Here is a 23,161-nt window from a genome sequence, read left to right on the forward strand (position 1 = left end):
GGCATTCATCCGTCCGCATCCCAAGAGTTCACCCACACCGACGGCATGCTGAACCCATGGCCGAACACCATCCACCGCCCGCCGGGCCGCCCGCCGGGTTCGTCGAGGCGCTCCGCTCCTCCGTACGCGGCGCGAGCGACTTCGGGGCCGCCGCGCGGGCCCTGACGACGATGGACGCCTCCAACTACCGCCGCGTCCCGCTCGGAGTGCTCGCCCCGCGCGACGCCGACGACGTCGCCGCCGCGCTCGCGCTCTGCCAGGAGCACCGCGTCCCCGTCGTCGCGCGCGGCGGCGGCACGTCCATCGCCGGGCAGGCCACCGGGACCGGCCTGGTCCTCGACCTCACCCGCCATCTGCGCGCCGTCCTCGACCTGGACCCCGCCGCCCGCACCGCCGTCGTCCAGCCCGGCGTCGTCCTGGACGACCTGCGGGCCGCCGCCGCCCCGCACGGCCTGACCTTCGGACCCGACCCCTCCACCCACAGCCGCTGCACCCTCGGCGGAATGATCGGCAACAACTCCTGCGGCTCCCACTCGGTGGCCTGGGGCACGACGGCCGACAACGTGCGGGCGCTGTCGCTCGTCCGCTACGGGGGCGAGAGGCTGCGACTGGAGCAGGGCCGAGACGGCGGGCCCGACGGCGTCCGCGCCCTCGTCGACGCCCACCTCGCCCCGCTCCGCACCGGCTACCCCGCCCTCCCGCGCCGCATCTCCGGCTACGCGCTGGACGCCCTGCTCCCCGAACACCCCGGCGGACCCGACCCGGTCCGCGCGTTCTGCGGCAGCGAGGGCACCCTCGCCGTGGTCACGGAGGCGACCGTGCGCCTGGTCGAGGCCCCGCGCGCCCGCGCCCTGGCCGTCCTCGGGTACGCCGACGAGTCCGCCGCCGCCGACGCGGCCCCCGGCCTCCTCCCGCTCGGCCCGCTCACCGTCGAGGGCATGGCCGCCGACCTCGTGCGCGAACCGGCCGGGCTGCCGCGCGGAGCGGCCTGGCTCTTCGTCGAGACGGGCGGCGCCACCCCGGCAGAGGCCCGCGCGCACGCGGAACGGGTCGTGCGGTCCGCCGGCGCCGTGGACGGGACGGTCGTCACCGACCCGGCCGGGCAGCGGGCCCTGTGGCGTATCCGCGAGGACGCCGCCGGGACCGCGACCCGGATGCCGGACGGCAGCGAGGCCTGGCCCGGCTGGGAGGACTGCGCGGTTCCGCCCGCCCGGCTCGGCCCCTATCTGCGGGACTTCCGGGCCCTCCTCGCCGAGCACGGCCTGCGCGGCGCCCCCTACGGCCACTTCGGCGACGGCTGCGTCCACGTGCGCGTCGACTTCGACCTGACCAGCGCCGGGGGCGTGGCCCGCTTCCGCCGGTTCTCCGAGGAGACGGCCCGGCTCGTCGTCGCCCACGGCGGCTCCCTCAGCGGCGAGCACGGCGACGGCCAGGCGCGCGCCGAGCTGCTGCCCCGGATGTACGGGGACGAACTCGTCGGCCTCTTCCACCGGTACAAGGACCTGTGGGACCCGGACGGCGGCCTCAACCCGGGCATCCTCGCCCGGCCCGCCCGCCTCGACGAGAACCTCCGCTTCGCGGTCCTGCCGAAGCGGCCGGTGGACGTGGCGTTCGGCTACCCGGCGGACGGCGGCGACTTCACGGGCGCGGTCCGCCGCTGCGTCGGCGTCGCCAAGTGCCGTACGACGGCGACGACGGGCGCGGACGTCATGTGCCCGTCCTTCCGGGCCACGGGCGAGGAGGCCCACTCGACCCGGGGGCGGGCCCGGCTGCTGCACGAGATGCTGGCCGGCGAGGTGATCACGGACGGCTGGCGGAGCGAGGAGGTTCGGGACGCGCTCGACCTGTGCCTGTCCTGCAAGGGCTGCCGCAGCGACTGCCCGGTGGGCGTCGACATGGCTGCCTACAAGGCGGAGTTCCTGGACCACCACTACCGGGGGCGGCTGCGACCCGCCACCCACTACACGATGGGGCGCCTCTCGCGGTGGCTGCGGCTCGCCGCCCCCTTCGCCCGGCCGCTGAACGCCCTGGCCCGGTCGCGCCCCCTCGCCGCGCTCGCGAAACGGCTGGCGGGCATCGCCCCCGAGCGGGCGATCCCGGTGCTGGCGACGCAGACGTACACCCGGTGGCTGAGCCGCCGCTCCCCCCGCTCCCGCTCCCGGGCCCTCGCCTCCCGCCGCCGGGCCCCGGACGGCCGGCCCCCCGCGTCCGGCCGTGCGGTGGTCCTCTGGGCGGACACCTTCACCCAGTACCTCTCGCCGCAGGTGGGGCGGGCGGCGGTCCGGGTCCTGGAGGCCGCGGGGAGCAGGGTGCTGCCGCCGCCGCGCGGAGTCTGCTGCGGCCTCACCTATGTCTCGACCGGCCAGCTGGACCGGGCGCGCGCGGTGATGCGCCGCACCCTGGACCGGCTCCGCCCGGGCCCCGGCCGCCCGCTCGTCGTCCTCGAACCAAGCTGCGCCGCCACGCTCCGCACCGACCTGCCCGAGCTCCTCTCCGACGACCCGCGCGCCGCGGAGGTCGCCGCCGCCGTCCGCACCCTGGCCCAGTACCTGGAGGAGTACGCCCCCGACTGGACCCCGCCCCGTCTGGACCGCCCGGTCGCCGGCCAGACGCACTGCCACCAGCACGCGGTGCTCGGCGACGCGGCGGAGCGGCGGCTGCGCGAGCGGATGGGGCTGACGGGCGAACTCAGCGGCGGCTGCTGCGGCCTGGCCGGGAACTTCGGCTTCGAGAAGGGCCACTGGGAGGTGTCCGTCGCCTGCGCGCAGGAGCGTCTGCTCCCCGCTGTGCGGGCCGCGGAGCCCGGCACGGAAATCCTCGCGGACGGCTTCTCCTGCCGCACCCAGCTCGACCAGCTGGCCGGGCGCCGGGCCCGGCACCTCGCGGAGGTGATCGCGGAGCGGCTGGACGCGGCGGCGCCGGGGGCGGGAGCGGGGGAAGGCCCCGGGGAGGGGCCGGACGAGGGCGCGCGCCCCACCCCGTAAACCCGCCCGGCCGCCGGGGGCCGCCTCCCGTCTCCGGGGCCGCGCCCGCAGTCGGCGTCCCCGAGGCCGCCCCCGCCGTTCGCCGCTCAGCGCGCGGCGGCCGCCGCGCGGATGACCGCCTTGGCCAGCCGGGCGTTCTCCGGGGCCGCGCCGCCCGGATAGGCCCAGGTGCGGCGCGTGTAGCCGTACGCCACCCCGCTCGCCGGGTCCGCGAAGGCCTGGGAGCCGGCCGCGCCCGAGTGGCCGATCGCGCCCTCGCCCAGGCACGCGTACGCCTGCCGGGCCAGCTCGAAACCCAGCCCGAAGGGGTCTTCAGAGCCGGTCACCAGGTCGGTGCCGCGCCAGTGCACCCGGCCGAACTCGGCCAGGGTGTCCGGCTTGAGCAGCGGGGCCCGGCCGTCGAGGCCGGACGCGGCGGCGGCGTACATCCCCGCGAGGCCCCGCGCGGAGGCGACGCCGCCCACCGACGCGGGCCCCAGAGCCCGGGTCGTACGGGAGTTGACCAGGGCCACCAGGTCGATCTCGGGGCTCGTGCCCGCGCTGAACGCGACGGCGGCCGGGCTCGCGGGGTCCGCCGGGTTCGCCAGCATCTCCGCGAGCTGCCCGGGCGTGGGGACCATGGGGCGGATCGGCACATACCGGTCTTCCAGCGCCTCGGGCAGCCCGAGGTGGAAGTCGAGCCCGTGGGGGGCGCGGACCCGCTCCTCGAAGTGCTCCTGGATCGAGCGGCCCGTCACCCGGCGCACCACCTCGCCGCTGAGCGCCCCGATCGTCAGCGCGTGGTAGCCGAACGCCGTACCGGGCTCCCAGTGCGGGTCCTGCCCCGCCATCCGGGCGGCGATCACCCGGTCGTCGGCCAGCTCGTCGAAGGTGAACCCCCCGTCCGCGCCGATCAGCCCCGCGCGGTGGCCGAGCAGCTCGCGCAGGGTCAGCCGCTCCTTGCCGCCGCCGGTGAACTCCGGCCAGTACGCGCTGACGCGCCGGTCCAGGTCCAGGACCCCGTCCTGCACGAGGAGGGCGACCACCAGATGGGCCGCGCCCTTGGTCGAGGAGTAGACGGCGGGCATGAGGTCGCCGGTGAACCCGTCCCCGGCCCACAGGTCCACCACCAGCCGGCCGTCCAGATGGGCGGCGAGCTGGCCGCCGGGCTCTGTGGTCTCCTCGGCCAGGACCGCGGCGAACTCCTCCCGTACGCCCTCGAATCCCTCGGCGACCGTGCCCCGGACGGCGATGTCGTGCGCCATGGTGTCTCCCCCTGATCGGTCTGACGCGCCGCGGACGGCGGCGGTGTGCGCGGAGGGCCGGACGTCGCTTCTCCGGCCCGTTCCCACGCCCCAACAAGGCCCCATCGCCGCTGCATTCCTGGTCGGCCCTCACGTCCCCCCGTGGCCGCCGGCCGACCGGGCCGGTCCGCGCGCGACGATCTCCCGGGCCAGGGCGGTGAGTTCCGGCAGCGCCGGGTGGCCCGGCCCATCGCGGCGGACGAGCAGGACGGGCACGCCGGGGGCGTCGTCGAGCGGCAGGTAGACGACCCCCGAGTGCGGGTGCGTGCCGGCGGTCGACGCGGTGGAGACCCCGCTGCCGCGTCCGGCGGCGATGACGGCGAGCCAGTCGTCGGTGTTGCCGACGGTCACGGTCCCCCGGGGCCGGGCGTGCGGCGGCCACAGCTCGACGGTGGTGATGCCGGAGACGGTGTTCAGGACGACGGGGCCGTCCGCCAGGTCGGCGAGGGTGAGCGAAGCGCGCCCGGCCAGCGGCCCGTCCGCCGCCACCGCGGCCACCCGGGCCTCGGTGAACAGCGCCTCGGCCACGAGCCCCGGCGTGTCCACCGGCCCCCGCAGCACCGCCGCGTCGACGTCGCCGCGGGTGAGGCCCGCGGTCCGGTCGTCGATCCGGAGCAGCTCCAGCGGGGTCTGCGGGTGCCGTTCCTGCCAGGCCCGCAGCAGCGGCGTGGTGTACGGCCCGAACGCGGACCAGGCGTGCCCGAGCCGCAGGGGCCAGCGGCGCAGCCCCTCCGAGTCCAGCGCCGCGTCGAAGGCGGCGACCGCGACGGCGGCCTTGTCGCGGAAGGCGACGCCCTCTGCGGTCAGGGCGAGGTGGTGCGTGGAGCGGTCGACGAGCCGGATGCCCAGATGCTGCTCCAGGGCGGCGAGTGTGCGGGACACGGCGGGCTGGGTCAGCCGGAGGCGGGCGGCGGCGCGGGTGACGTTCAGCTCGTCGGCGACGGCGAGGAAGGCCCGCAGATGCCGGAGTTCGACGGGGCGGCCGGTGGAGGGTCCCGAGTTCATGCGTGCGGAGCATAACGGGAGCACGTCAAGCATTTCACGGAACGCGCGAGTGTCCTTACGGTGAGGGAGGAAGGCCGGGCGCGCGCGTGCTCTGCCGTACCCCGTCCGTGCCTCTGCGCGGTGTTCCGGCCGGGGCGGCAGGCCGTGCCGGGCCCCGCCCGCCCCGCCCGCTGCTCCCGCCCCGGAAGGCCCCCTGTGAACGACCAGCACAGCGCCGCAGAACCGGCCGCCGCAGCCGTCGCCGTACCCGAAGCGGCGACGGCGCTCGAGGACGGCGGGGCCCCCGGGCGGGGGAGCGCTGATCGCCGTGCGGCGCTGGGACCGGTCGTCCTGGTGGTCGCCGGCGGGCTCTCCGTGCAGTTCGGCTCTGCCGTCGCGGCGCTCCTGATGCCGAAGGCGGGGGCGCTCGGCGTCGTGACGCTGCGGCTGGTGGCCGCCGCGCTGATCCTGCTGGTGGTCTGCCGTCCGAAGCTGCGCGGCCACTCGCGCGCCGACTGGGGGACGGTCGTCGCCTTCGGCGTCGCGATGGGCGGCATGAACACCCTCTTCTACCAGGCGCTGGACCGCATCCCGCTCGGCATCGCGGTCACCCTGGAGGTGCTGGGCCCGCTCGCCCTCTCGGTGTTCGTCTCCCGCCGTCTGATCAACGTCCTGTGGGCGGGCCTCGCCCTGGTCGGCGTCGTCCTGCTGGGCGGCGGCGGCTTCGACCGCCTGGACCCGGTCGGCGCGGCGTACGCGCTGGCGGCCGGTGCGATGTGGGCGGCCTACATCGTGTTCAGCGCCCGCACCGGGCGCCGCTTCCCGCAGGCGGACGGCCTGGCCCTGGCGATGGTCGTCGCCGCCGTCCTCTCGCTGCCCCTGGGCGTCTGGGAGTCGGGGGCCGAACTCACGGTCCCCTCCACCCTGGCGCTCGGCGCGGCGGTGGCGCTCCTCAGCTCGGTCCTCCCGTACACCCTGGAGCTGATGGCGCTGCGCCGGCTGCCCTCCTCCACGTTCGCCGTGATGATGAGCCTGGAGCCGGCGATCGCGGCCGGCGCGGGCTTCCTGGTCCTGAACCAGGCCCTGTCCACCACGGACGCCCTCGCGATCGCCCTGGTCATCGGGGCGAGCATCGGCGCGGTACGCAGCCGGACGGGCGGCGGGCGCCGCCCGGCGGACGGATGAGCCGGGCCCCGGCGGAGCGGCCGGCGACCCGTCACCGCGACGAGTCGGCCTCCGAGGGGCACGATGGAGGGTAAGCGAAGGAGAAGGTCATGGCATCGACCGAGCCCGACGAGCTGTACTCCCACACCCCCTCTCAGGCCGAGGGCGAGCGCGACGACTCCGCTCAAGGCGATCGGCGCGCCCCGCACCAGGAGGTCTCCCGGACGGAGCCGTCTCAGGCCGAGGGCGAACGAGGAGCCCAGTAGCGGCCGCCCCGTCCCCGGGCATCCCGGGGCGGGGCTGCCGGGGCCCGCCCCAAGATAGGAGCGCGGACCGGACGCGGGGCGCGAGCGCCGGAAGGGCGACGCACGGACCGCAGGCGGCCGCGCCGAAGCCGCGCGCCGGACGACGGCCCGCAGGCGTGTGAGAGGAATCCGGCGTGAGCACGTTCTTCCGCGCCGGAGCGCGGACGAGACCATGTCTTACAAAATCATGCAAGCACGCTTGATTGTTTCCTCGGGCGCTGCCATGCTCCTGGGCACCACACCCGGTCCCGAGGGGAGCGCACGTGTCCGCTGTCGCAGCCGTGATCGATGATCTGAGCGAGGAGAGCGAGCAACTCGACGCGCTGGTAGCGGGATTGGGGGAGGAGGGTTGGCGCGGGCCGACCCCCGCCGAGCGCTGGACCGTCGCCCACCAGATCGCCCACCTCGCCTGGACCGACGAGGTCGCGCTGCTGGCCGCCACCGAGCCGGACCGCTTCGCGGACGAGGTGGCCAGGGCCCTGGCCGCACCCGAGACCTTCGTCGACGAGGCGGCCGCGCACCTGGTCGACGCCCTCGCCCCGGACGCCCTGCTCGCCCGCTGGCGGGAGGGGCGGCGCCGGCTCCACGCGGTGCTGCGCCAGGCCCCCGAAGGCGCCCGCATCCCCTGGTACGGGCCGCCGATGGGCGTCGCCTCCCTGGCCACCGCCCGGCTCATGGAGACCTGGGCGCACGGCCAGGACGTCGCCGACGCCCTCGGGGTGACCCGCGCCCCCACCGCCCGGCTGCGGCACGTGGCGCGGATCGGGGTGCGGGCCCGGGACTACGCCTACGGGGTGCGGGGCATCACCGCGCCCGACGAGGAGTTCCGCGTCGAACTGCGCACCCCACAGGGCGAGATGATCGCGTACGGGCCGGAGGGCGCCGCCCAGCGCGTCACCGGACCGCTCCTCGACTTCTGCCTGCTCGTCACCCACCGCGCCCACCGCGCCGACCTCGCCCTCACCGCCGAAGGCCGCCACGCCGAGCAGTGGCTGTCCATCGCCCAGGCCTTCGCCGGGCCCCCCGGGCCGGGCCGCCCGCCCCGCGCCGAACGGGACGCCCGGTGAGCGCCCGCGTCCCGGAGCCCGCCCCCGGACGGCCCGCGCGGTCCGGCGCACAACCCCCGGGCCCCGCACGAGCCCTGGACCCCGCACAGCCCCCGGGCCCCGCACCGGCCCCCGTACCGCGCCCGGTCCTCCGTATCGGCAACGCCTCCGGCTTCTACGGCGACCGCTTCGACGCGATGCGCGAGATGCTCACCGGCGGCCCCCTCGACGTCCTGACCGGCGACTACCTCGCCGAGCTGACCCTGCTCATCCTCGGCCGCAGCCGCCTCAAGGACCCGGAGAAGGGGTACGCCACCACCTTCCTGCGCCAGTTGGAGGAAGGGCTCGGGCTCGCCCACGAGCGCGGGGTGAAGATCGTCGCCAACGCGGGCGGCCTCAACCCGGCCGGGCTGGCCGACGCCGTGCGGAAGCTGGCGGAGAAGACGGGGGTCCCCGTCCGCGTCGCCCACGTCGAGGGGGACGCCCTGCCCGTGCCGGACGGGTACCTGACGGCCAACGCCTACCTCGGCGGCGGTGGGATCTCCGCCTGCCTGCGGGCCGGGGCCGACGTCGTCGTCACCGGCCGGGTCACCGACGCCGCCCTGGTCACCGGGCCCGCCGCCGCCCACTTCGGCTGGGGCCCCGACGACCTGGACGCGCTCGCCGGGGCCGTCGTCGCCGGGCACGTCCTGGAGTGCGGCACCCAGGCGACCGGCGGGAACCACCCGTTCTTCCGCGACCACGACGTGCGCCGCCCCGGCTTCCCGCTGGCCGAGATCCACGCCGACGGCTCCTTCGTGATCACCAAGCACGACGGCACGGGCGGGGTCGTCGACCTCTCCACGGTCACCGCCCAACTCCTCTACGAGACCCAGGGGGCCCGGTACGCGGGCCCCGACGTCACCGCCCGCCTCGACACGGTGAGGCCGACCCCGGACGGGCCGGACCGGGTGCGCGTCGACGGGGTGCGCGGCGAGGCCCCGCCGCCCACCCTCAAGGCCGGGCTCACCCGGCTCGGCGGCTGGCGCAACGAGGTCGTCTTCGTCCTCACCGGCCTCGACGTGGAGGCCAAGGCCGACCTGGTGCGGGACCAGTTCGCCGACGCCCTGGAGAGGGGCGGCGGGCGCCGGCCCCACGAGATGCGCTGGGAGCTGTCCCGCACCGACCACCCCGACGCCGACACGCAGGAGCGGGCCGGCGCGCTGCTCCGGCTCGTCGTCCGCGACCAGGACCCCGACGCGGTCGGCCGCGCCGTCTCCGGGGCCGCCGTGGAGCTGGCCCTCGGCAGCTACCCCGGCTTCCACATCACCGCCCCGCCCGGAAAGGGCGCGCCCTACGGGGTGTTCGAGGCCGTCCCCGTACCGGCCGGGGACGTGGAGCACCTCGCCGTCCTCCCGGACGGCCGCCGCGAGCGCGTCGCGGGGCCGCGCCGGACCCAGGAGCCGTCCGACCCACCGGAGCCGCCGCTCCCCGCCCCGTACCCCGAGGGGCCCACCCGGCACGTCCCTCTCGGGCTCGTCGCGGGGGCCCGCAGCGGGGACAAGGGCGGCGACGCCAACGTGGGCGTCTGGGTCCGCGACGACGAGGCCTGGCGCTGGCTGGCCCACACGCTGACCGTCGAACGCTTCAAGGAGCTGCTCCCGGAGACCGCCGTCCTGCCGGTCGTCCGCCATGTGCTGCCCAACCTGAGGGCGTTGAACTTCGTCGTCCCCGGGCTCCTGGGGGAGGGCGTCGCCTCCCAGGCCCGCTTCGACCCGCAGGCGAAGGCCGTCGGGGAGTGGCTGCGGTCGCGGCGGCTTCCCGTCCCCCTGCCGCTGCTGACGCGCGACCCCGCACCGGAGGCGACCCCATGACCGTCCTGCCCACCGCGCTCGACACCACCGGCCCCGACTACACGGCCCACCGCGCCGCCATGCTGGAGAAGCTCGCCGCGCTGGACGCCGAACACGCCAAGGCGCTCGCGGGCGGCGGCGAGAAGTACGTGGCGCGGCACCGCTCGCGCGGCAAGCTCCCGGCCCGCGAACGCATCGAGCTGCTCGTCGACCCCGACACCCCGTTCCTGGAGCTGTCGCCGCTGGCGGCCTGGGGCAGCGCCTCCCCCGAGTACACCGTGGGGGCCTCGCTCGTCACCGGGATCGGCGTGGTGGAGGGCGTCGAGTGCCTCATCACCGCCAACGACCCGACCGTACGCGGCGGGGCGTCGAACCCGTGGACGCTGAAGAAGGCCCTGCGCGCCAACGAGATCGCCTTCGCCAACCGGCTGCCCTGCATCAGCCTGGTGGAGTCGGGCGGGGCCGACCTGCCCTCCCAGAAGGAGATCTTCATTCCCGGCGGTGCGCTGTTCCGCGACCTCACCCGCCTCTCCGCCGCCGGTATCCCCACCGTGGCGGTGGTGTTCGGCAACTCCACCGCCGGAGGCGCGTACGTCCCGGGGATGTCCGACCACACCGTGATGATCAGGGAGCGGTCCAAGGTCTTCCTCGGCGGCCCGCCGCTCGTGAAGATGGCCACCGGCGAGGAGAGCGACGACGAGTCCCTCGGCGGCGCCGAGATGCACGCCCGCACCTCCGGCCTCGCCGACCACTTCGCCGTGGACGAGCAGGACGCGGTTCGGCAGGCCCGGAGGATCGTCGCCCGGCTCAACTGGCGCAAGGCACACGCCGATCCCGGGCCCGTCGAGCCGCCGAAGTACGACGAGGACGAGCTGCTCGGCATCGTGCCCGGCGACCTGAAGGCCCCCTTCGATCCGTGCGAGGTCATCGCCCGGCTGGTCGACGGCTCCGACTTCGACCCCTTCAAACCGCTGTACGGGACGAGCCTGGTCACCGGCTGGGCCCGGCTGCACGGCTACCCGGTCGGCATCCTCGCCAACGCTCAGGGCGTGCTGTTCAGCGAGGAGTCGCAGAAGGCCGCCCAGTTCATCCAGCTCGCCAACCAGCGCGACATCCCGCTGCTCTTCCTGCACAACACCACCGGCTACATGGTCGGCAGGGAGTACGAGCAGGGCGGCATCATCAAACACGGCGCGATGATGATCAACGCGGTCTCCAACTCGAAGGTCCCCCACCTGTCCGTCCTGATGGGGGCCTCCTACGGGGCCGGCCACTACGGCATGTGCGGCCGCGCCTACGACCCGCGCTTCCTCTTCGCCTGGCCCGGCAGCAAGTCCGCCGTCATGGGCCCGCACCAGCTCGCCGGGGTGCTGTCCATCGTCGCCCGCGCCTCCGCCGCCGCCAGGGGACAGCCCTACGACGACGAGGCGGACGCCGGGCTGCGCGCCATGGTGGAACAGCAGATCGAGGCGGAGTCGCTGCCGATGTTCCTGTCGGGGCGGCTGTACGACGACGGCGTCATCGACCCGCGCGACACCCGGACCGTCCTCGGCGTGTGCCTGTCCGCGATCCACACCGCACCGGTCGAGGGCGCCCGCGGCGGCTTCGGCGTCTTCCGGATGTGACCCGCACATGAGGAGAGAAGTGATCTGCTCCCTGCTCGTCGCCAACCGTGGCGAGATCGCCTGCCGGATCTTCCGCACCTGCCGCGACCTGGGCATCACCACCGTCGCCGTGTACTCCGACGCGGACGCCGACGCCCTGCACGTACGGGAGGCCGACCTCGCCGTACGGCTGCCGGGGTCGGCCCCCGCCGACACGTATCTGCGCGGCGACCTCGTCGTGGCCGCCGCACGGGCGGCCGGGGCGGACGCCGTGCACCCCGGCTACGGCTTCCTCTCCGAGAACGCCGGGTTCGCCGCCGCCGTGCGGGACGCCGGCCTGGTGTGGGTGGGGCCGCCGGTGAAGGCCATCGAGCTGATGGCGTCCAAGACCCGCGCCAAGGAGCTGATGGCCGCGGCCGGGGTCCCCCTCCTGGCCCCCGTGGACCCGGCGGCCGCGACCCCGGCCGATCTGCCCCTGCTGCTCAAGGCCGCCTCGGGCGGGGGCGGGCGCGGTATGCGCATCGTCCGCGAACTGGCAGAGCTTCCGGGTGAGTTGGAGGCCGCCACCGCGGAGGCCGCAGCCGCCTTCGGGGACGGCGAGGTCTTCGCCGAGCCGTACGTGCAGCGCGGCCGGCACGTCGAGGTGCAGATCATGGCCGACGACCACGGGACGGTGTGGGCGCTCGGCACCCGCGACTGCTCGCTCCAGCGCCGCCACCAGAAGGTCATCGAGGAGGCCCCCGCCCCCAGCTTGGACGACGCCCTGCGCACCCGGCTGCACGAGGCGGCGACGGCCGCCGCCCGCGCGGTCGGCTACCGGGGCGCGGGAACCGTGGAGTTCCTGCTCTCCGCCGACGGGCGGCCGTACTTCCTGGAGATGAACACCCGCCTCCAGGTCGAACACCCGGTGACCGAGGCGGTGTTCGGCGTCGACATCGTCGCCCTGCAACTGCGCACGGCCGAGGGGCAGCCCCTGCCCGAGCCCCCGGCCGCCTCCGGTCACGCCGTCGAGGCCCGGCTCTACGCCGAGGACCCCGCACGCGACTGGCAGCCGCAGACCGGGACCCTCCTCGCGCTGGAGGTCCCCCACGCGCCCGGCCTGCGCCTGGACGCCGGATACGCCTCCGGCGACACCATCGGCGTGCACTACGACCCGATGCTCGCCAAGGTCGTCGCCCACGCCCCGACCCGCCCCGAGGCCGTACGGCTGCTGGCCCGCGCCCTGGAACGCGCCCGCGTCCACGGCCCGGTCACCAACCGCGACCTGCTCGTGCGGTCCTTGCGCCACCCCGACTTCACCGCCGCCCGCCTGGACACCGGCTTCTACGACCGGCATCTGGAATCCCTCACCGCCCCGGTGTCCGGCGACCCGGCCCGTGCCGCCCTCGCCGCCGCCCTCGCCCAGGCCGCGCGCCCCGCCGCGGGCCCCGCCCGCTTCGGGGCCTGGCGCAACCTCCCCTCGCAGCCGCAGACCAAGCGCTACCGGGGCGAGCCCGACGGTGTCGAGCAGACGATCGCCTACCGCGCCACGCGCACCGGCCTCCAGCCGTACGACGACCCCGGCGTCCGGGTCCTCGCCGCCGCCCCCGACCGCGTCACCCTCGACGTGGACGGGGTCACCCGACGCTTCGACGTCACGGTGCACGGGGACCGGGTCCACGTGGACACCGCCGGAGCCTCGTACACGTTCACCGCCCTGCCCCGCTTCACCGACCCCGCCGCACAGACCGAGCCCGGCTCCCTGCTCGCCCCGATGCCCGGCACCGTCGTCCGCCTCGCGGAAGGACTGGCGGTGGGGGCGCGGGTCCGGGCCGGGCAGCCGCTGATCTGGCTGGAGGCCATGAAGATGGAGCACCGCGTCCTCGCCCCCGCCTCCGGCGCCCTCACCGCCCTGCACGCCGCACCCGGCCACCAGGTCGAGGTCGGCGCACTGCTCGCCGTCGTCCAGGAAGCGCCTTCCGCGCCCGCCACCGTCCCACCGGAGGAGAACGCATGAGCACCGTCCTCGAAACCGAAGAGCACCAGGCCCTGCGCGCCGCCGTCGCCGCCCTCGGAAAGCGTTACGGGCGCGACTACATGGACACCGTCGTCCGCGAGGGCGCCCAGACCCGTGAACTGTGGGCCGAGGCCGCGAAGCTCGGCTACCTCGGCGTCAACCTCCCCGAGGAGTACGGCGGCGGGGGCGGGGGCATGGCCGAACTCTCCATCGTCCTGGAGGAGCTGGGGGCCGCCGGGTCGCCGCTGCTCATGATGATCGTCTCGCCCGCGATCTGCGGCACCGTCATCGCCCGCTTCGGCACCGGCGAACAGAAGCGGCAGTGGCTGCCCGGCCTCGCCGACGGCAGCCTCACCATGGCCTTCGGGATCACCGAACCCGACGCCGGGTCCAACTCCCACCGCATCACCACCACCGCCCGCCGCGACGGCGGCACGGCGGACGCCGACTGGCTGCTCACCGGGCGCAAGGTCTTCGTCTCCGGTGTCGACACGGCCGACGCGACCCTCATCGTCGGCCGCACTCAGGACGCCCGTTCCGGCAGCCTGAAGCCCTGCCTGTTCATCGTCCCGCGTGACGCTCCCGGCTTCCGCCGCTCCCCGATCGACATGGAACTCCACGCCCCCGAGAAGCAGTTCGAACTCGTTCTGGACGATGTGCGGCTGCCCGCCGACGCGCTGGTCGGCGACGAGGACGCGGGGCTCCTGCAACTCTTCGCCGGGCTCAACCCCGAGCGGATCATGACGGCCGCGTTCGGCATCGGGATGGGCCGCTTCGCGCTCGGCCGGGCCGTCGAGTACGCCAGGACCCGCCAGGTGTGGAAGGCCCCCATCGGCTCCCACCAGGCCATCGCCCACCCGCTCGCCACCGCGCACATCGACCTGGAACTGGCCCGCCTGATGATGCAGAAGGCGGCCCGGCTCTACGACCGGGGCGACGACGCCGGTGCGGGCGAGGCCGCGAACATGGCGAAATACGCGGCCGGCGAGGCCTGCGTCAAGGCCGTCGACCAGGCCGTCCACACCCTCGGCGGCAACGGCCTGACCCGGGAATACGGGCTCGCCTCCCTGATCACCGCGTCCCGGGTGGCCCGGATCGCACCGGTCAGCCGCGAGATGGTCCTCAACTACGTCTCGCACCAGTCGCTCGGCCTGCCGAAGTCGTACTGACCCGCGCACCCCGGTCCGGTCCGGACCCTCCCCGAACCGTGGGCGCACGGGCGATCCTGGTCCTTCACACCCGCACAGCGCCACCGCGGCTCCGGAGCCCTCCGGAGCCGCGACCGCCGCGACGACAGGGGACTGCCATGGTGTTCCGCAGCGAGTACGCAGACGTACCGGCCCTCGACACACCCATCCACGAAGCGGTCCTCGGCGGGGCCGCCGAGTTCGGCGACACCGTCGCCCTCATCGACGGGACGGACGGCGCCTCCCTCACGTACGCCCAGCTCGACCGCTTCCACCGGCGCATCGCCGCCGCGCTCGCCGAGGCCGGACTCCGCAAGGGCGACGTCCTGGCCCTGCACAGCCCGAACACCATCGCCTACCCGGCCGTCTTCTACGGGGCCACCCGCGCCGGGGCCTCCGTCACCACCGCCCACCCGCTGGCCACCCCGAAGGAGCTGGCCAAGCAGCTGGGCGACAGCGGGGCCCGCTGGCTGGTGACCGTCTCCCCGCTCCTGGCCACGGCCCGGCGGGCGGCCGAACTCGCCGGCGGCGTCCGGGAGATCTTCGTCTGCGACCGGGCGGAGGGCCACACCTCCGTCCTCGACATGCTGTCCTCCACCGCCCCCGAACCGGAGGTCGCCATCGACCCGGGCGTGGACGTCGCGGCCCTCCCGTACAGCTCCGGCACCACCGGCACGCCCAAGGGCGTGATGCTCACGCACCGCTCCATCGCCACCAACCTGGAGCAGTTGCGACCGGTCATCCCGGTGACCGAGGGCAACCGCATTTTGGCCGTTCTGCCCTTTTTTCACATCTATGGGCTTACCGCTCTGATGAACGTTCCCCTGCGCTGCGGCGCGACGATCGTCGTGCTCCCGCGCTTCGACCTGGCGCAGTTCCTCCAGGCCGTCCAGACCCACCGCATCACCGGCCTGTACGTGGCCCCGCCCATCGTGCTGGCGCTCGCCAAGCACCCGCTGGTGGGGGAGTACGACCTCTCCTCGCTCCGGTACATCGTCAGCTCCGCCGCCCCGCTCGACGCCGAACTGGCTGCGGCCTGCTCCGCCCGCCTGGGGCTGCCCCCGGTCCGGCAGGCGTACGGGATGACGGAGCTGTCGCCCGGCACGCACGTCGTCCCGCTCTCCGTGGAGCACCCGCCGCCGGGCACGGTCGGCAAGCTGCTGCCGGGCACCGAGATGCGGATCGCCCCGCTGGACGGCCCGGCGCGGGACGCGGAGCCGGGAGAGGACGGCGAGATCCTGATCCGGGGCCCGCAGGTGATGAAGGGCTACCTCGGCCGCCCCGAAGCCACCGCCGCCATGATCGACGCGGACGGCTGGCTCCACACCGGGGACATCGGCCACGTCGACGCGGACGGCTGGCTGTACGTCGTGGACCGGGTCAAGGAACTGATCAAGTACAACGGCTACCAGGTCGCCCCCGCGGAGCTGGAGGCCCTGTTGCTGGGCCACGAGCACCTCGCGGACGCGGCGGTGATCGGGGTGCGCGACGCCGACGGAAACGAGGTCCCCAAGGCGTACGTCGTCCGGGGCCCGTCCGCAGCGGCCGAGAGCCTGACCGCCGACGCCGTGATGGCCTACGTCGCCGAGCGGGTCGCCCCTTACAAGAAGGTCCGGCAGGCCGAGTTCATCGCGGAGGTACCGCGGGCCGCCTCCGGCAAGATCCTCCGGCGCGAGCTGCGCGACCGGGAGAAGACGGAGCAGAAGTGACCCTGATCCACACGGCCCGTGAGCGCGGCATCGCCACGCTGACCCTGGACTCCCCGGCCAACCGCAACGCGCTCTCGGCCGCCCTGGTGGCCGGACTCCGCGCGTCGCTGGCCCGGTCCGCCGCAGACGAGACCGTACGGGCGGTGACGCTCACCCACACCGGCACGACGTTCTGCGCCGGGGCGGACCTGACCGCGCCGCCGGAACCGGAGGCCTTCGTCGGCCTGCTGCGGGACATCGTCGCGCTCCCCAAACCGGTCGTGGCCCGGGTCGACGGCCACGTCCGGGCGGGCGGCCTGGGCCTGCTGGCCGCGTGCGACATCGCGGCGGCGGGCCCGTCCTCGACCTTCGCCCTCACCGAATCCCGCCTGGGCCTGGCCCCCGCGGTCGTCTCCCTCACGCTCCTGCCCCGCCTCGACCGGACCGCCGCGCACCGCTACTACCTCACCGGGGAACGCTTCGACGCGGCGGAAGCGGCCAGGATCTCGCTGGTCACGCTGGCCGCCGAGGACGTGGACACGGCACTCCTGCCGGTCCTGGAGGGGCTGCGCAGGGCGTCCCCGCAGGGGCTGGCGGCATCGAAGGAGCTGGTCACGGCTACGGTGCTGAGGGACTTCGACCAGTACGCCGAAGACCTCATCGCCCGCTCCGCCGCGTTGTTCGCCTCCGACGAGGCCAGGGAGGGGATGACGGCCTTCCTCGAACGACGGGATGCAGCATGGGTGCGGTGACCTCCTCTGACCCGGCTGGGGCGCCGCCCGGCCACTCCGACCCCGCCGGCGCCCCCGGCCGGCCCGAGCCGGCCGACGGGTCCGAGCGGCCCGAGCCGGCCGGCGGGTTCACGTCGCCCCCCGCCTCCAAGCCCTCCCCCGCCTCCAAGCCCTCCCCTGCCGCCAAGCCCTCTCCTGCCCCCAAGCCCGCCAACGCCCCCAAGCAGGACCGCAGCAGGGCGACCCGCCAACGCCTCCTGGAGGCCGCGGTGGCCTGCCTGGCCGACCACGGCTGGGCGGGCTCCACCGTCTCCGTCGTCGCCGAACGCGCCGGCGTCTCGCGCGGGGCGGCCCAGCACCACTTCCCCACCCGCGAGGACCTGTTCACGGGGGCGGTGGAGTACGTGGCCGAGGAACGCTCCGCGGCCCTGCGCGCGCTCCCCGTCCAGGGCCGCGCCCAAGTGGTCGCCGCCCTGGTCGACCTCTACACCGGGCCGCTGTTCCGGGCCGCACTCCAGCTCTGGGTCGCCGCCTCCAACGAGGACCAGCTCCGCCCGCGCGTCACGGAACTGGAAGCACGGGTAGGACGCGAGACCCACCGCATCGCCGTCGAACTCCTCGGCGCCGACGAGTCCCGCCCCGGCTCCCGCGAGACGGTCCAGGGCCTGCTGGACATGGCCCGCGGCCTCGGCCTCGCCAACCTGCTGACCGACGACGCCGCCCGGCGCGCCCGGGTGGTCGAGCAGTGGGCGGCACTGGTGGACGAGGGGCTGGGCTGAGGGGGCAGGGGACGCGGCCGTCAGACGGGCCCGGGGGCCTCACCGGAGGAACCCTGACGCGGGCGGCCTCCAGGGGCCCGGAGCAGGCCCCGGACGCCGGCCTCAGGGTGCTCTGAGCAGACCGCGGAGGTCGGCCATGCGCGCTCTGATGTCGTCGGGCACGTCGGCGGCGGGCACGTCGGCGCAGGGCGCGGCGGGTTCGGTGCGGTGGGCGGTGCGGCACGGGCGGCAGAGGCCGTCGGGGAGGGCCTCGGGCCGCCCGGGGACGCCGCAGTCGCTGCACTCCACCAGGATGCGCCGGGCGGGGCCGCCGGGCGGGGCGCTGTCGGCGGGCAGCAGGGGCGGGGCCTTGTCGACGAGACGGCGGCGGACGAACCCGACGGGGGAGTCGACGTGGGCGGGCAGCCCGGCGGTGAGGGCGGTGGTGAGGTAGTCGACGGTCACGCCTCGGGCGAGCCACTGCGCCGCCGGGGCCTCCAGCGCGGCGCAGTCGGCGGCGGAGAGCGCGAGGCGGTGGTCCGTGCGGCCGAGCCGGGCCAGGGCGAGGTAGGCCGGTGAGGGAGCGGAGGGGGCGGCTGCGGAAGGCCGGGGTGGGTAAGGAGCGGCGACCGGGCCGGCGTCGGGGGCGGATGCCGCGTACGGGTCCTGGGGCCGGGGGCGTTGGTGCGGCACGGCGGTGGGTTTTGGGGGTTGCGGGGCGGCGGGGGCCTGTTCCGTGCAGGGGCCCTCCTGCGGCGCGGGAGGCGGCTCCTCGGCCGGCGCCCGAGGGGGAGTCGTGTCGGGGCGCGGCGCCCCCGGCGCGGATCGCGTGCCCCGGGCCTCCTCGGCGGCGAGGTAGGCGTTCCACCACTCGTTGTCGCGTGCGGTGCGCGACCAGAAGGTGCGGAAGACCCACCGTGTCTCGTCGCCCACGCCGACCGCGCACCGGACGCGCCGCAGGTGGCCGGCGACGGAGAGCGCCGTCAACGCGGTGGAGACGGCCTGCTGTCCGTAGAGCGGAAGCTGTTTGGCCAGGTGCTTGACGCTCATGGCCGCGCCCTCGGGGAGGTGGTCGACGAATCCGGCGACGTACCGCTCACGCGTCGGCAGGAGGGCGAAGTCGTGACGTGTGCGGGGATGTTGGTCCGGCGCGGAGCGTTTGCCGTACCCGGGCTTGGCCATCGGGTACGCGGCGGAGTGTGCGGGGGCGAGCAGGGCGGGGCTAGGGTGCTGGGTAGCCACGGGATCGTCTTTCTAGGGTAGCGATCTTGCGGTGAGACCCCGGCCTGGTGCTTCCTACACCGTGTCGGGGTCGTTTGGTTCTGGCACCGTAAGCAGTCGTGACGCTGCGCCGCAAGCTGTCACGATTAGTCATACTTGCTGGCCGTGACGGGGTGGGGAGGCAGGGGAGGTCTACCCCAACCCCCTTCTTGCACCCGCCGGTCAAAGAAGAAGCTCGCATCCCGGGCCCCGCGTCTCGACGCCCGGAGCTCGGGGGCCGGGCTTCGGGGCGGAGCCTCGGCACACGTCCCTCGGAGGAGTGAACGGGCAGCACCGGGTCTCGAAGCCCGGGTCCCGGGGCACGGGCAGCGGGACCCGGGCGCCGGGAGCTGAGCGGCGAGGCCACCGGGCCGAGTACGTAGGCCGACCGACTCGGCCCCGTGCCGGAGAGCGCGCCCGCCACGGGGTCAGGCACATTGGCCGACTGGCTCGGAGTACCGATGAGTGTGGCATCACCACCCCCAGGCCAGGGCTGCTCCCTGGCGCAGACCGACTCCGGTGACTTCTTGGCCTCGTAAGGTCAAGCGTTGTGAGGCTGCGCCTCGTGCGCGGCAGCGATCCGGTCGATCCGAGCGGCCAGAGCGAAGTCGGCTGCGGTGAGCCGGTGCCCGGCGTCATGCGTGGTGATCCTGAACCGCACGTGGTCCCATCGCAGGTCGATGTCCGCGTGGTGGCCGATGAGCCGCTCGAAGTCTGCGACGTTGACAATCATGGCGACGCCACCGTGATACCGAATGCCGAAGGCGCGGGTGATCGTGTCTCCTTCGCGCCCCCAGCCCGGCAACTCGGCCAGTCTCGCCGTGATCTCCTTGTCGGACAGCGGGTCCTTGCCCATCGTCAGCTCCCTTCGGCCACCGGTGCCAGGATCTCCCCGAGGTCCCGGCCGACCGGGGCATCGTGCCACGGGCGCATCGCCCGTTCCAGCGCGGCAAGCTCTCGACGCATACGGGCGGAGCGGGTCTCGACAGCAATCGTGGCCACGGCGCGGGCGATCTCCACTGCCTGGTCCGGCTCGCGGGCTGCTGCGGCGGCGGTTGCCTGTCGAGCCATGTACACCCCGCGGTCTCGGCGAGCTGTCTCGGGCACCCCCGCCAGCACGTGCGCCCACAGGGCTCCGGCCTCGGCGCCGAGGCCGAGCCGTCCGTAACAGGTGGCCCGCTGCACCTCCAGGTATCCCGGCGTGCGGCGGCATGCGTTGCCCCACGGCAGGTCGTCGTCAACGGCGGGCAGCAAGCGTTCGGCCTGGTCCAGGAGGTGATCGACAGCACGCCGTTCGCCCGTGAGGCTGGCCCCGTGCGCCTGCTGCTGCATCGCCATGATCCTCACCTTCGGAACGAGTCGGTCGGCATCGTCCAGGACGGCCTCGCACAGCTCGAGGACCGCATGGCCGTCGCCCAGATCGGTACGCACCTGTGCCTGATTCACCAGCGAATACCCGATGAGGTGCAAGTCGCGGGATCGCGTCGCTATCTCCTGCGTCACGCCTCGCCAGAACGCCGCGCCGTCCATGTCGCCGGCGTCCTGGTACAGCCAGCCGATGAGCGCCGCATAGGCCGCGCCCGCGCGCAGCAGACCACGCCGCGTCTCGCCCTTCGCGGAGCGCACCAACTTGTCGATGAGCTGGTACTGCGCGGACACCGTGCCGATCAGGTCGTGGGGGCCAAGGAGCATGTCAGCCCGGTAGTGCCCCTCCAACTGCTGCTGGAAGTAGTCGACCAGAGCAGGGTCGACGTGCTGTGGGCTCACCGGACCGGCGACGAGTGCCGCCGCGGTGACGGAGTTGAAGGCCCGGCGGTTCGCCTGTTCCTCCTCATGGTGCTCGGGCCGCATCCAGCCCGGTGGTGTCGTGAAGCCCAGGTCCTCGGGCCACCGGCCGAGGGCGTCATGGAGCACGATCGCGGTCTCTTCCGCCGGCCACCCCGGTCGCTCGCCTTCCCAGCGGCGCCACGTCCGTGCAGACACGGTGAACTGACGGTCACCCAGGAGCTGCTGCCCGTGCTCGGTCAGTGCTCCGGCAGCGGCCTCGACGGTCCGCCACGCACGGCGTAAGCGGGCGGCTCGTAGCGCGTCATTACGGCCCATGTGTTCAGTGTGAGGCGCCATCGTCCGCTCTCCCGGCCGTGGCCGCCAGATGGCCACGCGTGGCCATGCAATGGCCTATTTCCTCCTTGGAGTAGTGGCACATCATCAGGCGGTGGCAACGGGCCCCGCAACGGAATGACAGAGCCCACCGATTTGGACAGGGAGACGACCGTGCCGATGACGCTGAAGGTGTATGAGGTGAATCGCACCGGCACTGTTCGAGTCCTGCGGGAAGAATTCGAGGTGACACCGCTCGAAGGGACCGAACTGTCGCACCGGTTCCCCGCCTGCACGTGCACCGCCTGTGCCGAGGGCGCGTCGTGAGGACCGCTGCTTCGGGAGACGCCGCCTACCGGATGTGGCTCGGGCACACTCAGCACTGTTCCACCTGCCGAACCGGATTCTGCTGCCCGACGGCCGCCGAACTGGCCCGTGCCTGGCGGAAGACTCGGGGATGAGGTGCTACGCGGAGGGCGATGTGCACGACTTCCCGGTCGAGGACCATAGCGGTGCCCACTGCCCCGAGCACGGTGTGACGCTGCTGAGGCGCGGTGACCGCACCACCAAAGCCGATCTGTCCGGGGAAGCGGAGATCCATCCAGACGAGGTGCCGGCCGGCGCGGAGGGCTCGTACGGCGTTGTGTGCCGCGGGGCCTGCATGACGCATCTGGCCGCCGCGCATGAACTCTGCCTGCGGCCGGGATGCGCCTGTCCGTGTCACACGACGGCAGCCACCCTCCGGGAAGCAGAGTGATCCGCAGGTCGGCTACGGATGTCCTCGCCTGTGAGACGTGTTGGCGCGCCCCGGCCACCGCCGTACGGCACACGCAACAAGGCCGGGACCTCCTGTGCCGCGCCTGTGCCGAGGGCGGCTGTCCGTGTCGCGTCAACCTCTTTCCGCCGTACGGTCTCGACCGACTCCCTCCCCCCGGCAGCTGAACGACCCCACCACACAGAGGAGATGCACGATGAGCAGTACCCCGCTGACCGACGACGGCAAGCACGGCGGCGCACCCTCCGACAAGCCGTGGGCCCCGCCCTCGGAGCCCAAGCCCTCTCCGGACGGCAGCGGCCCTCAGCACGCCCCGCAGCCGTGAGCACCGCACAGCAGGCCCCCACCTATCCGGCCCTGGTGCAGGCTCTCGCCGACCGAGGGCTCCTGGACGCCCGGTGGCGGCAGGTGTTCGAGGCCGTACCGCGCAGCCGGTTCGTCCCAGCGGACATCTGGCGGCAGTCGCCCGACCGGTGCGAGCCGGTCGTGGGGGCGGACGCGTGGCTGGCCCTGGTCAACAGCGACGAACCCGTCGTCACGCAGATCGACGACGGGGCCGAGCACGGACCCGGTGTGGCGACGTCGTCCAGCTCGATGCCGTCGATGGTCGCCCGGATGCTCGGGCTGCTCGGAGTGGAGGACGGGCAGCGGGTCATGGAGATCGGCACCGGTACGGGATATGTCGCCGCGCTGCTCTCGGAGCGGCTCGGAGACGATCGGGTCCACAGTGTGGAAGTGGACCCCGCCCTGGCCCGGCGAGCGGCCGAGGCCCTCGCGCGGGCCGGGTACCGGCCGCACCTGCGGGTCGGGGACGGCGAGCAGCCGTGGCCGGGCCTGGCCCCGGTCGACCGGCTGATCGCCACGTGCGCCCTCCGTCACGTGCCGTACGCGCTGCTCCGACAGGTCCGGCCCGGCGGGATCGTGGTAGCTCCGCTCGCCCGCGCGTTCTGGTCCGGGGCGCTGGTCCGGCTGCACGTCCAGGGCGACGCCACCGCGACCGGGACGTTCTGCGGCGGGGCGTCCTACATGCCGATGCGGTCGCACCGCGCGGCCGACCTCCATGAGGTGCGGGGCAAGGGGAGGGCCCGCGCCGCAGGCCTGGACCCCGCCCGGCTGCTGACCCTCGGGTTCGCGCTGTACGCGGGGGCCCGGCTGCCGGGCGTGCGGCTCGTCCACCAGGCCACCGGGGCAGGCGCCCGGGTGTGGGCGACGCGTGAGGACGGGGCTGCCGCGACGACCGCGAGCGGGGAGGAGGTGTGGCAGTACGGGCCGGGGCTTCTGTGGGAGGAGATCGAGCAGGTCTGGCAGGAGTACGAAAGGCTCGGCCGTCCCGACGCCGATCAGTTCGGGCTGACCGTGACCGACCGGGGGCAGCGCGTCTGGCTTCGTGACCAGGGTGCTCCGATCGGGCCCACGAGGCCGTAGGGGCCGCCCTGGAAGAGCACTCGACGGGCCGGTGTCCCG

General features: G+C 74.5%; 19 protein-coding genes. 14 read left to right on the forward strand and 5 right to left on the reverse strand.

Annotation, left to right across the window (positions count from 1 at the left end; translation table 11 throughout):
* The first annotated feature begins 56 nt into the window (after positions 1-56).
* Positions 57-2,984: an FAD-binding and (Fe-S)-binding domain-containing protein gene (locus V9U70_RS22145; protein ID WP_336677823.1), complete on the forward strand. Its 2,928-nt coding sequence runs from the start codon at positions 57-59 to the stop codon at positions 2,982-2,984.
* Between the two features lie 86 nt (positions 2,985-3,070).
* Here the strand turns inward: V9U70_RS22145 and V9U70_RS22150 are convergent, their stop codons facing one another.
* Both V9U70_RS22150 and V9U70_RS22155 read right to left on the reverse strand, forming a co-directional pair.
* Positions 3,071-4,228, reverse strand: coding sequence for a serine hydrolase domain-containing protein (locus V9U70_RS22150; protein WP_336677825.1), 1,158 nt, complete (start codon positions 4,226-4,228; stop codon positions 3,071-3,073).
* Positions 4,229-4,357: 129 nt separating this feature from the next.
* Complete coding sequence (locus tag V9U70_RS22155; RefSeq protein WP_336677826.1) at positions 4,358-5,272, reverse strand: LysR family transcriptional regulator; 915 nt, start codon at positions 5,270-5,272, stop codon at positions 4,358-4,360.
* Between the two features lie 195 nt (positions 5,273-5,467).
* Between V9U70_RS22155 and V9U70_RS22160 the strand changes: the two genes are divergently transcribed.
* The 10 genes from V9U70_RS22160 (at position 5,468) to V9U70_RS22205 (ending at position 17,583) form a co-directional block, all read left to right on the forward strand.
* Positions 5,468-6,436 carry an EamA family transporter gene (locus tag V9U70_RS22160; protein ID WP_336677827.1) on the forward strand — a complete coding sequence of 323 codons (969 nt, stop codon included), beginning with the start codon at positions 5,468-5,470 and terminating at the stop codon, positions 6,434-6,436.
* Positions 6,437-6,525: 89 nt separating this feature from the next.
* Positions 6,526-6,681 carry a hypothetical protein gene (locus tag V9U70_RS22165; RefSeq protein ID WP_336677829.1) on the forward strand — a complete coding sequence of 52 codons (156 nt, stop codon included), beginning with the start codon at positions 6,526-6,528 and terminating at the stop codon, positions 6,679-6,681.
* A 302-nt stretch (positions 6,682-6,983) separates the two neighbouring features.
* Positions 6,984-7,787: a TIGR03084 family metal-binding protein gene (locus V9U70_RS22170; protein ID WP_336677831.1), complete on the forward strand. Its 804-nt coding sequence runs from the start codon at positions 6,984-6,986 to the stop codon at positions 7,785-7,787.
* Positions 7,788-7,861: 74 nt separating this feature from the next.
* Complete coding sequence (locus V9U70_RS22175) at positions 7,862-9,619, forward strand: acyclic terpene utilization AtuA family protein (RefSeq protein ID WP_336677869.1); 1,758 nt, start codon at positions 7,862-7,864, stop codon at positions 9,617-9,619.
* Complete coding sequence (locus V9U70_RS22180) at positions 9,616-11,223, forward strand: acyl-CoA carboxylase subunit beta (RefSeq protein ID WP_336677833.1); 1,608 nt, start codon at positions 9,616-9,618, stop codon at positions 11,221-11,223. The genes V9U70_RS22175 and V9U70_RS22180 overlap by 4 nt, the downstream gene beginning before the upstream one ends.
* 7 nt (positions 11,224-11,230) lie before the next feature.
* Entirely contained in the window at positions 11,231-13,198 is a 1,968-nt protein-coding gene (locus V9U70_RS22185; RefSeq protein WP_336677835.1) for an acetyl/propionyl/methylcrotonyl-CoA carboxylase subunit alpha, read from the forward strand.
* Complete coding sequence (locus tag V9U70_RS22190; protein ID WP_336677837.1) at positions 13,195-14,367, forward strand: acyl-CoA dehydrogenase family protein; 1,173 nt, start codon at positions 13,195-13,197, stop codon at positions 14,365-14,367. The genes V9U70_RS22185 and V9U70_RS22190 overlap by 4 nt, the downstream gene beginning before the upstream one ends.
* A gap of 137 nt (positions 14,368-14,504) precedes the next feature.
* A complete protein-coding gene (locus tag V9U70_RS22195) occupies positions 14,505-16,094 on the forward strand; it encodes a 4-coumarate--CoA ligase family protein (RefSeq protein ID WP_336677839.1) in 1,590 nt (529 codons plus the stop codon).
* On the forward strand, positions 16,091-16,825 hold the full coding sequence (locus V9U70_RS22200; protein WP_336677840.1) for an enoyl-CoA hydratase family protein: 735 nt from the start codon (positions 16,091-16,093) through the stop codon (positions 16,823-16,825). The genes V9U70_RS22195 and V9U70_RS22200 overlap by 4 nt, the downstream gene beginning before the upstream one ends.
* A gap of 236 nt (positions 16,826-17,061) precedes the next feature.
* On the forward strand, positions 17,062-17,583 hold the full coding sequence (locus tag V9U70_RS22205) for a TetR/AcrR family transcriptional regulator (protein ID WP_336677871.1): 522 nt from the start codon (positions 17,062-17,064) through the stop codon (positions 17,581-17,583).
* 102 nt (positions 17,584-17,685) lie between these two features.
* On the opposite strand, the gene V9U70_RS22210 is transcribed toward V9U70_RS22205, so the two are convergent.
* From V9U70_RS22210 to V9U70_RS22220, 3 genes are all read right to left on the reverse strand, one after another.
* Positions 17,686-18,804: a MarR family transcriptional regulator gene (locus tag V9U70_RS22210; RefSeq protein ID WP_336677842.1), complete on the reverse strand. Its 1,119-nt coding sequence runs from the start codon at positions 18,802-18,804 to the stop codon at positions 17,686-17,688.
* 559 nt (positions 18,805-19,363) lie between these two features.
* Complete coding sequence (locus V9U70_RS22215; RefSeq protein WP_336677844.1) at positions 19,364-19,678, reverse strand: 4a-hydroxytetrahydrobiopterin dehydratase; 315 nt, start codon at positions 19,676-19,678, stop codon at positions 19,364-19,366.
* Positions 19,679-19,680: 2 nt separating this feature from the next.
* Positions 19,681-20,925 (reverse strand): NsdA family TPR-like regulatory protein, encoded by a 1,245-nt coding sequence (locus V9U70_RS22220; RefSeq protein WP_336677846.1) that lies wholly within the window; start codon positions 20,923-20,925, stop codon positions 19,681-19,683.
* Positions 20,926-21,096: 171 nt separating this feature from the next.
* Here V9U70_RS22220 and V9U70_RS22225 point away from each other — a divergent pair, with 171 nt between their 5' ends.
* The 3 genes from V9U70_RS22225 (at position 21,097) to V9U70_RS22235 (ending at position 23,122) form a co-directional block, all read left to right on the forward strand.
* Complete coding sequence (locus V9U70_RS22225; RefSeq protein ID WP_336677874.1) at positions 21,097-21,249, forward strand: hypothetical protein; 153 nt, start codon at positions 21,097-21,099, stop codon at positions 21,247-21,249.
* A gap of 644 nt (positions 21,250-21,893) precedes the next feature.
* On the forward strand, positions 21,894-22,022 hold the full coding sequence (locus V9U70_RS22230) for a hypothetical protein (protein ID WP_336677848.1): 129 nt from the start codon (positions 21,894-21,896) through the stop codon (positions 22,020-22,022).
* Positions 22,019-23,122, forward strand: coding sequence for a methyltransferase domain-containing protein (locus V9U70_RS22235; protein ID WP_336677849.1), 1,104 nt, complete (start codon positions 22,019-22,021; stop codon positions 23,120-23,122). The genes V9U70_RS22230 and V9U70_RS22235 overlap by 4 nt, the downstream gene beginning before the upstream one ends.
* Positions 23,123-23,161 lie beyond the last annotated feature (39 nt).

This window comes from Streptomyces pratensis (assembly GCF_037137275.1).
Taxonomy (GTDB): domain Bacteria; phylum Actinomycetota; class Actinomycetes; order Streptomycetales; family Streptomycetaceae; genus Streptomyces; species Streptomyces pratensis_B.